This window comes from Methyloprofundus sp. (assembly GCF_965251085.1).
Taxonomy (GTDB): Bacteria; Pseudomonadota; Gammaproteobacteria; order Methylococcales; family Methylomonadaceae; genus Methyloprofundus.
In genome coordinates this window covers 998,297-1,011,027 of record NZ_OZ252594.1, presented here as the reverse complement: position 1 = coordinate 1,011,027, position 12,731 = coordinate 998,297, and the positions used below count along the sequence as shown (strand labels likewise).

General features: G+C 41.4%; 9 protein-coding genes and 1 pseudogene. 9 read left to right on the top strand and 1 reads right to left on the bottom strand.

What is annotated here, in order from left to right:
- Positions 1-15: 15 nt before the first annotated feature.
- Positions 16-1,029, top strand: coding sequence for a hypothetical protein (locus tag ACQY3F_RS04755; RefSeq protein WP_428353807.1), 1,014 nt, complete (start codon positions 16-18; stop codon positions 1,027-1,029).
- Positions 1,030-1,312: 283 nt separating this feature from the next.
- On the opposite strand, the gene ACQY3F_RS04750 is transcribed toward ACQY3F_RS04755, so the two are convergent.
- The gene (locus tag ACQY3F_RS04750; protein ID WP_428352976.1) at positions 1,313-2,674 is read right to left on the bottom strand and encodes an IS1380 family transposase; all 1,362 of its coding nucleotides are present in this window, start codon (positions 2,672-2,674) and stop codon (positions 1,313-1,315) included.
- Between the two features lie 274 nt (positions 2,675-2,948).
- Between ACQY3F_RS04750 and ACQY3F_RS04745 the strand changes: the two genes are divergently transcribed.
- From ACQY3F_RS04745 to ACQY3F_RS04710, 8 genes and pseudogenes are all read left to right on the top strand, one after another.
- Complete coding sequence (locus tag ACQY3F_RS04745) at positions 2,949-4,526, top strand: SulP family inorganic anion transporter (protein WP_428353670.1); 1,578 nt, start codon at positions 2,949-2,951, stop codon at positions 4,524-4,526.
- 200 nt (positions 4,527-4,726) lie between these two features.
- Positions 4,727-6,078 (top strand): annotated as a pseudogene (locus ACQY3F_RS04740) (magnesium transporter).
- Positions 6,079-6,468: 390 nt separating this feature from the next.
- Complete coding sequence (locus ACQY3F_RS04735) at positions 6,469-7,437, top strand: hypothetical protein (RefSeq protein ID WP_428353672.1); 969 nt, start codon at positions 6,469-6,471, stop codon at positions 7,435-7,437.
- Positions 7,438-7,849: 412 nt separating this feature from the next.
- Complete coding sequence (locus tag ACQY3F_RS04730) at positions 7,850-8,035, top strand: hypothetical protein (RefSeq protein ID WP_428353674.1); 186 nt, start codon at positions 7,850-7,852, stop codon at positions 8,033-8,035.
- A 174-nt stretch (positions 8,036-8,209) separates the two neighbouring features.
- The gene (locus ACQY3F_RS04725) at positions 8,210-8,674 is read left to right on the top strand and encodes a hypothetical protein (RefSeq protein WP_428353676.1); all 465 of its coding nucleotides are present in this window, start codon (positions 8,210-8,212) and stop codon (positions 8,672-8,674) included.
- Positions 8,671-10,467, top strand: coding sequence for a putative transposase (locus ACQY3F_RS04720; protein ID WP_428357611.1), 1,797 nt, complete (start codon positions 8,671-8,673; stop codon positions 10,465-10,467). Before ACQY3F_RS04725 ends, ACQY3F_RS04720 begins: the two co-directional genes overlap by 4 nt.
- A 275-nt stretch (positions 10,468-10,742) precedes the next feature.
- Positions 10,743-11,000, top strand: a complete 258-nt coding sequence (locus ACQY3F_RS04715) for a hypothetical protein (RefSeq protein ID WP_428353678.1) — start codon at positions 10,743-10,745, stop codon at positions 10,998-11,000.
- A 22-nt stretch (positions 11,001-11,022) separates the two neighbouring features.
- Positions 11,023-12,596 (top strand): IS3 family transposase gene (locus tag ACQY3F_RS04710; RefSeq protein WP_428353806.1). Its coding sequence is split into 2 segments (ribosomal slippage): positions 11,023-11,497 and positions 11,497-12,596, totalling 1,575 coding nucleotides; the frame shifts between segments, so codons are not numbered across the junction.
- Positions 12,597-12,731 lie beyond the last annotated feature (135 nt).

Here is a 12,731-nt window from a genome sequence, read left to right as displayed (position 1 = left end):
AGAAAGGATTATTAAATGCCCCTTTATCAAATAACAGAGGATGTACTTTCCCCGCTCGTATCTACTAGCTTTCAGAAAGAAAATCTTTGGGAGAAACGTGACCTACAACGTCTACTAAGAGCTAATGTTGAAGTTATTGCTACTGATGCCGAAGAGTTTGGTGAATGGTCTGAAAGTGGTAGACGAATTGATCTTTTAGCAGTTGATAAAGATGCCAATCTTGTTGTTATTGAGCTTAAACGCACTGATGATGGTGGGCATATGGAGTTGCAGGCCATTCGTTATGCCGCAATGGTTGCCAATATGACTTGGGAGCAAGCAAAAACTGCATTTAAGAAATACTTGGATGACAATGCGATAGACTCTGATGCAGAAACTAAGCTATGTGAATTCTTGGGCTGGGATGCCCCAAGGGACGATGACTTTGCCCAAAATGTAAGAATTATCTTAGCATCAGCCAATTTTTCTAAAGAAATTACAACCTCTGTTCTTTGGCTTAATGACCGTGATTTAGATATTAGCTGTGTTCGCCTATCTCTTCATAAAATTGACGATAAGCTGGTTTTAAGTGCGAATCAAATTATTCCCCTCCCAGAGGCTGAAAGTTATCAAATTGAAGTTCGGCAAAAACGAAGAGAAGATCGTATTTCAAGAAATACCAACAAAGATCGCTCATTATTTACCATTTCTTATTTAGATGAAGTTTATGAGAAAGATTTTAAAAAATCAGATATTGATTTTTTCACAGTAGAACTTTTGAATGAGAATAAATTAATTGACAATGATGTATTTAAATTTCTGCGCAATGACAAATCTTGCAGTTTTAAATTATTAAAATTGCGAGAAGAAATGACTGAGACTGAAACGCGTTATTCAAAATACCGATATAACAGAGAGCCTGAGTTAGTCTTTAATAACGATGGGTACTACGTTGCCAGAAACTGGGGTGTTAGCAATACACCTAAATTCATCGAAAAGATGGAAAGTAAATTTCCTGATATTTCTTATTCGTCAGATTCTAATGGTTGATGTTGTTCTGTCAGATTACCATTATTCAAACCTTTAGATTAAATATTACCTAAATCCTGCAAGCCCATATTTTGACTCTCATTAACCTGTCTAGCTAAGTGGTTATTAGGTTTTTACTGCCGCTTTGCCAGCCCTCTTTGTCCAACCGATCAAAATATCCAGATTTAAATCATAAATAGAGGAAATTTTTTGTATCGTATGGATATCCCCCGAGCCCAAGGCAATAAACACCCTGCCAACGTGCCATGACCTTTTAATCAAAGTGACTTAACTTCGGTTAATGTTAAGCGAGTAACCCCACCTTAACCCAATCATCCCATTCCTGTGGATAGAGCGGACCTGCAGGTGTTCTGACTCTCAGCTGATTATTGCCTGTGAGTAATTTTCCAGCCACCCGAATCAGATAAGTACGAAGTGTATCCGGCTCCCATTGGCACAACGTTTTGTTGCCACTCAATTGAGCCATCCAGCGCACGGTATTGTAGGCAAGAACGGCGCAATGAAATAATGCGGCATTAGCCAGAAATTGATTCGTTCTGATTTTACCTAAACCCATTTGTGATTTTGCTTCTTCAATCCATGTTTCGCACGTCGCTCGTTCACCATACTTCTTATGTGTTTGCCAAGGCGATAGAGGTTCAGTTGTTACATAACAAAAATAGTCATATTCTGCCGTATCCCAAAGCTCGGACTGAGGTCCTGTCACTTGTTTAGGTTGCTTTATCCTGACCGCGACAAACTGACGAGAGCGAGACCAGCCACCACAACGATATTGAAACTCGCTCTGCTCCCAACCGGGTCGGCCTTGTATGGCTGTCCAGGCCTGTTTGGCCAGCAATGCGTTCAAATTCTTAAGTTTAACCTTTATTAGATACCCATGCCCTCTGGTATCGAGAAATTCAAGCAAATCACCGACAAAATAACCACTGTCACCGCGAAAAATAATGCGCATCCGATTGGGCAAGTGTGCAAGTAACTGTTTGGTAAATTCTACAACACCATTGCTTGTAAAGGCATTGCCTGTCCGGAACCAGGCTTGTAAAATTTCTTTTGTTTCCGCTAGAAAAGCGAGTTGTGGATGGTATGAACGGGCACCTTTCTTTTTGGGGTTGAAGCCTTTGGCACTTCCTTCTTGTCGACCACAAACGGTGTCCACAGTTGAATCGACATCGACCCACTGGACGGATTGTATGCCAGTTTTCGATTTTCCGGAACGAAGCAATCGCCGCCAGTGTTGACCACGCAAAGTATGCGTGAGCGTTTCAAACTGGCTTATCTGCCTATCACTTACTTCTTTAAAGATCCGTAAAATTGTGGTTTCAACAGGAATCTTTATCCAGCCAGCTACTTTGCGCAGTACGCTATCTGCCCATACGGTCGTCACCTTTGCCATTGATGTTGCTCCCCCCATCATGCCAACCAACGTCAATAGAACCACATCAGATAAGTGATGGTCTGCATTTTCACCCCGCCGATGTGGAACGCTTTGTTTTACGGTTTTTTCAAAACCTATCCTGTCTAAATATTTCACGACGGGAATCAGTCCCGCCTGGCTTGTCAATCCATGTGCTGTAGATGTCATTTTTACCGTTCGGGTACGGTTTCTTACGTGAGATGAGGATTTTGATACTTTAGAGGGCTTCATTAAAACAATGAGATAGTGAAATCAGGAAAATGATATTATATCATTGTTTAATAAGGAGTTTTGTGGATTATTATGTATAATGCTTGCAGGATTTAGGTATTATAAAGTTCTTCCGGCATTCGTATAAACATTGAAGAAAGTGGATGGTTTGAATAAGTCAGCAGTTATTTCTGAATGCGGTTTGTACCGATAATTCTAATAAACTACACTCCACTAGAAATGTTAATAATGCCATAATATCTGCCAGAAAAAACCTTCACGACAAGAGATAAAAATGATTCACAAACACTTTGATTATTACAAGTCTTATATAAAGCAGGATATTGCCGCGGGTTTAGTGGTTTTCCTTGTTGCACTCCCCTTATGCCTTGGGATTGCCCTGGCATCTGGAGCTCCTCTGTTTTCTGGGGTTATTGCAGGGCTCATTGGCGGGCTTCTCGTCTCTTGGCTTAGCGGATCACAACTCAGTGTTTCTGGTCCGGCTGCTGGCTTAACGGTTATTGTATTTTCTGCTATTGAACAACTCGGTAGTTATAACGGCTTTTTGGTCTGTGTCGCCTTAGCCGGGGTTATTCAATTAATCTTTGGCTATCTTCGCGCGGGAGTGATTGGTGCCTTTTTTCCTTCAGCTGTGATTAAAGGGATGTTAGCTGCAATTGGTTTGATTCTGATTATCAAACAATTACCTCATGCTGTTGGTTATGATAAAAATTTCGAAGCTGATGAAGGCTATATGGATGAAACGGCGGCTGAAAGTTTTAATAATGTATTTGATGCCTTCGCATCTATCTCGACCGGTGCATCTGCAATTACCCTGGGGGCATTAATAATCCTGATTCTCTGGGACACCGCTTTTATTAAACGTTTAAGCGTACTTAAACACATACCTGGTCAGTTAGTGACAGTTGCCTGGGGGATCGGTTTTAATGCCGCAGCCTTACAATGGTTCCCAGACTATGCGGTTTCGAGCAAGCATCTGGTTTCTCTGCCTATAACCGATAGCCTACCCGATTTTATTAATTTATTTACCTTTCCTGATTTCAGCTTTCTCGCTCGGCCTGATGTTTATATTATTGCCATGACTCTGGCAATAATCGGAAGTCTGGAAAGCTTATTAAGCCTGGAAGCCGTAGACAAACTGGATCCATTAAGACGTATTGCCCCAACAAACCGAGAGTTAAAAGCACAAGGGGTAGGTAATCTGCTTAGCGGCTTAATTGGAGGTTTACCCCTTACTGCGGTTATTGTGCGCAGTTCAGCTAATATTAATGCCGGGGGTCGTACGCGTATATCCAGTTTTGTTCACGGTATTTTCTTATTGCTTAGTATCCTGTTTATTGCTCAGACCTTAAACTTGATTCCACTTGCGTGTCTGGCCGCTATTTTATTACAAACGGGATATAAATTAGCCAAACCACAGCTATTTTTCTCTATGTATGCGCAAGGCTGGAATCAATTCTTACCTTTTTTATTAACCGTTACAGCCATTTTATTTACTGACTTATTACTGGGTGTAGTTATTGGTATAGGGATTGGTATGATTTTTGTAATGAGGTCAAATTATCACGAATCCATTACTCTAGAGACTGGGGATAAATATGCTACATTGTCACTCAATAAAGACGTATCATTTTTGAATAAGGCATTATTAAGAAAACTGTTAAATAAAGTTCAGCAAAACTCGATACTGGTTATTGATGCTTCTCATGCCAGTTTTATTGATCATGATATTCAGGAAACTCTGGTGGATTTCCTGAAAACGGCTAAGAGTGAGAATATTGAGGTTAAAATGTGTGGGTTTAGTGAAGATCAATTGCCAGACCCTGACAAGGCCGTTATCGGTGCACATTAGAGCCTATAATTAGGCTCCTGGAAACACACATCATCCAACTTTGCTGATCTTTTTGTCCGTCATTAGCACTGTAGCAATCGTTTCGTAGCCAGCTATGCGCCTACTGCTACCGCACTAATGACAAACAAAAATCCTGCCGCTAGAATCCGCTTCCGTGACCGCGCGAAGTATATAAACAAAAATAATAATCAAACAATACTATGCTGACAACTGACGATAATTCTAATAACCATCAAATTCATGGCCTACCGAAAGATGCAGAAAACCCAGGGAAAATTGCCAAAAAATTACTCCAGCAGTATGAAGCTGATGTGGGTGTGTTTTTTACTGAAATAGCACTATTACCATTAGAAACATTGTGCAAAATACTCTTTGAATTACCCAGTCATATCTTTGAAGAAACTTTTTCACGTATACCCCATAAAAAGATGGCAACTGCGCTCTCGCACCTAACCAGTGATGACCTGACCGATTTTTTGCAACGCGTCAGACAGTATGATCAGAATTACGCCAAGAGTACCTATCATTTGCTAGCGCCTGACGAACAAGCGGAGGTTCACCAACTTTCACAATTTCCAGAAGACCAGGCCGGGGCCTATATGCAAATGGAAATGGTCACAGCAGAGTTAAAAGATACCCTGGCAAAAGTGAAGCAAAAAGTCCGCAACTTTAGAATAGAGGAACCGGATAGCCCGATTTTTAAATTATTTGTCGTCGATGCTGACCAACACCTGGTGGCAGTACTGCATTTTACTGATCTATTACTCTTTACTGACCGGGACACCATGCAGGAAATCATTGATCGGGCGGCAGTACACCACCATAAACCGCTGAGCATTCATGACACCACGCCGATAGAAAAAGTTATCCAGTTATTTGAAGAATATGAGCTGAGTGTCATTGCCGTGATCAATCAGGAAGAGCAACTGCAAGGTCGCATAGTGTTCGAAGATATCTACGATTTAATTCGTACCCAGGAACATAGCCAGGCACTGAAAATGGCCGGGGCAGATAAAGATGCTGAAGAGGAGAGCTTAGACTCCGCACGTAAGGCAAGATTACACTGGTTGTTGATTAATCTGGTGGCCTTAACTTGTGCCGCAATGGTAGTGAATGTGTTTGCTGAAACGATTGAGCACATCGTGGCACTCGCCGTCCTTATGCCGATAGTTGCCGCATTAGGTGGCAATGTGGGAAACCAGGCAGTCACGGTAACGGTTAGAAAAATCGCCCTGGGTCAGGTTGACTGGCAAAGCGCTTACCCGGTGGTTCTAAGGGAAATGAAAATGAGTAGTATCAATGGGCTCATTATGGGAGGCGCAGTATCCATCCTGACTTTGATATGGTTTCACCAGCCACTATTAGGTGTCGTGATTGCCATAGCTGTTATCGTCAATTTAGCCATCGCCGGTTTAATCGGCTCACTATACCCTTATTAATTAAAAAATTTGGTGGAGACCCTGCCATTGCATCGCCGTTATTACTAACCACCGCTACCGATGCAATCGGCTTTTTTGTATTTTTAGGTCTGGCTGAAATTATCTTAATTTAGACGACTCTGTTACTGCCCTACAGGAAAATTAAATATCCACGTTCTAAGAACGTGATTTTATTACACTCTAGGGGGCCGTCCGAGAATAGAAGCCGTAGCGAGGGAAAGCTATTTTGACTCAAGTTTTTCGATTATTACAGGAGAATAGCGGGCTCTTTAACGAAAATAATCGGGGGATTTGACCAAAATCATCTTTTCCGCAGTAGGCTTTCTATTCTCAGACAGCCTCCTAATACAGCACCTTGTTGGAAAGAAGGATGTTTTTAGCATCGGTGGTGTTCAAAAATCATGTGGAGTGCAATAGCTTTAACAGTATTTTCAATCATATTATGATAAGGTCTGATTAAACTTGCTTATTTATAGTTACTCTCAGAATGGGGTTAACCATTTATGAGCAAATTCATTAATTTAATTAAGATTGCTCTATGTGAAATAGAGCCAATCGAGGATGCTGAGATGAAAAACATATTATATTTGGCTATTCTGCCATTGTTATTAACCGTAACAACGGCTTATTCTGAAACTTGCCCCTCAATACCGAACTACAATACCGCTACTAAAATTTTAAATCTTCAATGTCTCTCTGTTAATGGTTCTCCCACCCATTTTCGTGTAGATATGCAAGGAACAGAATCAGAAGCAGGGTTGTCGTTTACCCCTACTTTAATTGAACGTAATCCATATCCATATGTTGACATATCAAACCCTGAAAATCCTATGGAATGGGTTGGTAGAGCACATAATGATGGTGTACGCTTTGTTTTGATAGGTCTAGACGGTGTTAGAGAGCCAATAGTTGACAATGGATTGCGTGAAATTGATATTTTGCACAGTAATATACTTGAACTGACCAATGACTACTTCAATGTTGAATTAACAACTACATTGGATGGCATCGAGCTTTCTCCTGAAGAAGCAATAGCAAAACTACACGGTGGCGGGGCTATTACTGATAGAGGTAAGCAAATTTTAACCGAATTCTTCAATATTTTGCCTGACGATGAGATGTCTTTACCTGTATTGATATCCCGGATACGCGATTTTGAGGAATCTATATCAAATAGCTACACCTTTCCTCCAGTAGTATCAGGCCCCACATTTCCTGATCCTACTACACGTATATTGGTAAAGCCTACAGTAGGACAATTAACAACTAACGATTTACGAGTTTTTTATTCAATTGCTTCAATAGCTAGACATAGCGCTAAATTATGGGCGCCAAAAGAGCAAGGTGGTGATGGAACACAGTTGCGGATTAAATGGTGGAAAATATTAATAGCAGATGCTGTTGGTGGAGTTATTGGGGGAGTCCCTGGTGCTGTTGGTGTTTCTACTGCAGTTGCTCTTGGATCAGACTGATTTTCTGTAACTGCTCACTTAGGCGCCTGGAAACAAATAATCGCCCAATATTTGTTTCCAGGCGCCTTACCCCTTCAATTTAAGCCGCTTTATCAATTTTAAACTAATAGCAACGCCAGGGTCAGGCCTAGGCTGTCGAAATATAGCATTTAAATTTTAAATATATATTATTCAATGTCTTGAAAAATGTAATCCGATTAAAAAGACGACATATAGTCCCAATTCAGCTCTCTAATTTCTCCCGCGTATTAAATAATCAATCACTTACAAATATTTAGAAGGGTTAACTTTGCCAGAATAAAATTATAATTTCCTTTATTGTTATCATGTTATGGATTATAGTTAATCTAATTTGAAGTATTTTTTAAGGGGTGAAAACCCCAAAAAATAGAGAATGGGAAGACCCCAATCCATGATTCAACTATCAAAAATATTACACAGCCGTGATAACTGGAAACGCACAACCATCGAATGCCGCTATGAAATTCGGGAATTTAAAAAAACTAAACAGCGTCACCTGAAAAAAATAGCAGAGCTTAAGCAAGAGAATCGTGAGTTAAGACAACAGGCACTTGAGGTAAAAAAAACACGATTTTAATTTCAGACATCTTGATTCGCTATCCTGAAAGAAATCCATTAAAACTTAAACTAGGCAATATAATTAAAGGGTTAGGGAATTATTGTCAAATGATTGATATTTTCAGCTAAAGAAATGAAAACGGTACTCATTTAGGTTAAACTAAGCCCTCATATCATACGAGGTATTCAATTAATGCAGCAACTCATGCTCCCAATAATTCCTCAGGGTACGACTATTATAAATGGTCAGGTCAGTGTTGATAACCGAAATGATGAGTGGTTTTATTTCCTCGGCGGTATCCCGATCTATTCTCACCAGGCTGACAATAAGAGATTATTTAGACTTCACACCTCTCAACTCATCAATACCGGCTCCTGTCGTTCAATCGATATTATTACAACCTTTGGTGTCTCTAAAAGTAGTGTTATGCGCTCATTAAGGCAACTACGAGAAAAAGGGGCTGATTCGTTTTTTGAACCTCGCCCGACTCGCAAGGGAGGACCACTCTTTACGCTTGAGGTTTTGCAGCAAGCTCAGGAATATCTGGATCAAGGTATGACGCCTAACGAAGCCGCTAAAGAATTAGGCATCCGGGCAGATACCTTTCGCAAGGCGATCAGTGATGGACGTTTAAAAAAAAGTCTGCCGTATCAATAGACCCCAATGATGGCAGTACCAAATCAGCCCGTGATATTATTGATGCCAGTGCAGCCGAGTCACTCGGTACGGCCTGCACTCGAGTAGAAGAGCGAATCCAGGCGGCTTTGGGTGAGCAGGAAAAGGGAGCCTCAATCGAATTCGAATCCTGTTTAGATGTTCCTAAAGGCGGTGTGTTATGTGCATTGCCCGCGTTACTTAGCAATGGCTTATTAAATGACATTGAGCACCACCTTGGCAAACTGACAGGTTATTATCAAACCTTTCATATCCTATTGCTACTCGCCTTTATGGGACTATGTCGCATCAAAAATGCCGAACAACTTCGCGAGCATGCACCGGGTGAATTCGGCAAACTACTTGGCCTGGATCGGGTTCCCGAAGTGCGCTGTTTAAGAACCAAAGTAAAAGGACTGTCTGATCCAGAATCAGTTGAAAGCTGGGCGGCCGACCTCAGTCGACAATGGATGGAAAATGAACCAGAGGCAGCAGGAACACTCTACATAGATGGTCATGTCCGTGTCTATCATGGACACTTGACTAAACTTCCCAAACGGCATGTTTCACGCGAAAAACTCTGCTTACGGGGTATCACCGACTACTGGGTTAATGATGGTACGGGGCGTCCCTTCTTTGTCGTTGAAAAAACGGTGGATCCGGGCTTACTAAAAACGCTGGAAGAAGATATCGTCCCCCGATTACTCAAAGACATTCCGAATCAACCGAGTGCACAAGCATTACAGCAAAACAAACAAGCCTGTCGTTTTATCCTGGTGTTTGATAGAGAAGGCTATAGCCCCGCATTCTTTAGAAAGATGTGGGACAAGCATCGTGTCGCTTGCATGACCTATCATAAATTTCCCACCGAAAATTGGCCACTGGACAATTTTTCCAGTCAGGAGATCACCCTACCGAGTGGTGAAAAAGTCATCATGAAACTCGCCGAACGAGGCAGTCTGGTTGGAACCAAAAAACAGGCGATGTGGATGAGAGAAGTGCGCAAGTTGACTGATTCTGGTCACCAAACCAGTATTATTACCACAGCCTATGAACTAGAATTGACGGCTGTTTCTGGGCGAATGTTTAGCCGGTGGTGCCAAGAGAACTTTTTTAGATATATGAAGCACCACTATGGGCTAGATATGCTACAGGAGTATGGAATAGAGCCACTATCCGATACCCAAAAGGTGGTCAACCCTGATAGGCGCCAACAGGAAGGACAGCGTAATTCGATACAATCCAAACTCAATTACCGTCTATCTCGATTTGCAGCGATGGAACTTCATCCGGTGATTAAAAAAGATGAAACGGAAGATGTGAAATACAAGAAATGGGAAAGAAAACGAGCAGAATTACTCGAAGAAATAGAGCATTATGAAAATGAACTAAAAACCATCAAGGAAAAACTAAGCCAAACGCCCAAACACATTACCTGGCAAGAGTTGAGAGACGAAGATAAGTTCGAACAGCTTCTGCCAGGGAAAAAGCGGCTGATAGATACTGTCAACATGATCGCTTATCGGGCAGAAACAGCAATGGCCGCTCTGCTAACCTCACCGACAATCGATTTTCCGATGGCAAGGCAACTATTACAAACGCTGTTTGTGACAGAAGCAGATATATTACCCGATGAAGTAAAAAAACAACTTCGGATACGTGTGCATAGTACTTCCCGACCTGCAAGTAATAAAGCAATAGAAAAGTTATTTGAACAACTCAATCAAACGGAACTCAATTATCCAGGAACCGATCTGCGCTTAATTTATGAGCTGACTTCATCCGCAAAAAATTAGGAAATGGTCTCAAATTAGTTTCGTCTGAATCAAGATGTCTGAATTTAAAGAGAGACGCAAAGAAGGCTAAATCTACCGCTCTTGCCGAGGTAGGAAATAGTTCGCAACTCATTGATATAAAGGATGCAGATCAAACTCGTGTTCTTTGTATTTTACTGACACTGAATGCCGTTGTTTCTTATCGTAGTGTTCCACGTATTCTCGAGTTGTTTAAGTCAAAAACAAACACTGCAGTTGGCTGGATTCCTCATTTCACCTCCGTGATCAACTGGAGTTTGCGCTTAGGATTAGGGATTCTAACTCAAGTACAGACAGTCACTAAGCCCTGGGTTGCCATTATTGACCACTCTATTGATATAGGGACTAAAAAAGCCTTGGTCGTTCTGCGGGTTGAAGTGGATGCCTTATCAAAACGGGGATCTGCCATTCGACTGGAAGACTGTGAGTGCATTGGTCTCACGGTATCCGACAAAGTCACTGGCGACACTATCTGCCCCGAATTCCCCCTATGTCAACATACCTGTCGCCTGTAAAATTTTATTTTAGGAGACAGAAATGGCATTATATAATCAGGAATTCAAAGTACAATCTGTAGAAAAAGCATTATCCAGACGATCTGATCAAACGCTTAACACTATTGCCGATGATTTACGTATTGGTTATTCAACACTTCAAAGATGGATCCACTTAGCCAAGAAGAATAAATTAGAGAAACCCGAAACAAGTATGTCAAAAGAAAAAAGCCCTCAGGATTGGGCTAAAGCACAACGTCTTGAGGCCGTAATGGACTGCCACAGCCTGAACGGCGAGCAGCTTAGCTCATATTGCCGAGAAAATGGAATTTACCCGCATCATGTGAAGGAGTGGAAATCAGATTTTTTATCAGAAAAGCAAGCATCTAATTCTGTTTCCAGGCAAGAACAAAAGAAACTTAAACAAGAAAACAAACGCTTACAGAAAGAGCTCAATCGCAAGGATAGAGCGCTCTCTGAAACAGCCGCCTTACTGGTATTATCAAAAAAGTGCCAAGCGATCTGGGGGGAAAAGGAGGTCGCTTGATCTCCTACCCAGATCGCAAGCAATACTGTGCATTCATTGACGAGGCGGTACAAAATGGCGCAAGACAGCATCTGGCTTGTGAGCTTGTTGGCATTGCATCTCGTACTTATCAACGGTGGAACCAGGGGAAGAAATTATCAGAAGACCAAAGAATTTACAATGATTCTCCTGCGCACAACAAGTTATCAGATGTTATTAGGCAAGACATACTAAGGGTTATTAATTTGCCTGAATATAGCACATTAACCCCTTACCAAATAGTGCCTACTTTATTAGACATCGGTGAATATATTGCATCAGAATCAACATTTTACCGAGTAATGAAAGAGTATAATCAACTTAAACACAGAGATAAAGGGACAGCAGCTCAGCGTAAGAAACCCCGGTCACTAAAAGCGACTGCAGCCAATGAAATCTATTCCTGGGATATTACCTATTTATTAAGCCCGGTAAAGGGGCAATACTACTATTTGTATATGGTGATGGATATTTACAGCCGGAAAACAGTCGGCTGGCAGGTTCATGATTGTGAATCAAGTGCTCATGCCGCTGATTTGATAGAAGATATTGCCTGCCGAGAAAAAATAGATAAAAACCAGTTGGTGATTCATTCTGACAATGGAAGCCCGATGAAAGGTGCAACATTGAGAGCAAAAATGATTGATTTAGACATCAGTCCTTCGTATAGCCGGCCGCGCGTTAGCAACGACAACCCTTATTCGGAGTCCTTATTTAAAACCGTCAAATATCATTATACCTTCCCAGAAGATCCGTTTACATGTTTAAAAGAAGCAAGAGATTGGGTGGAAGGATTTGTGGATTGGTATAACGATGAACACCAACACAGCGCGATTAAATTTGTAACACCTAATCAACGTCATAATGGCTTAGATAGGGCAATACTGGAGAACAGAAAGAAAGTTATTGAACAAGCGAAGGTGCGTCATCCTGAGCGCTGGAATGGGCGTAATACAAGGAATTTAAGTCCCATAAAGACTGTTTTTCTGAACCCTGACAAGGATGATATTAACTCGGAAGAAAACGAATTAAAGTTGAAAAATGTAGCTTAAGCGAACAATAAAGCAAAAGGCGACATGGGCCGCCTATTACCGTTGACGGTCATCGGCTCCTCAGCCTGTACCGTAATGGAATTATATCATTACCGTTGTAAAAATACCTTGGGGGTTTGGGGGCAAAGCCCCCAT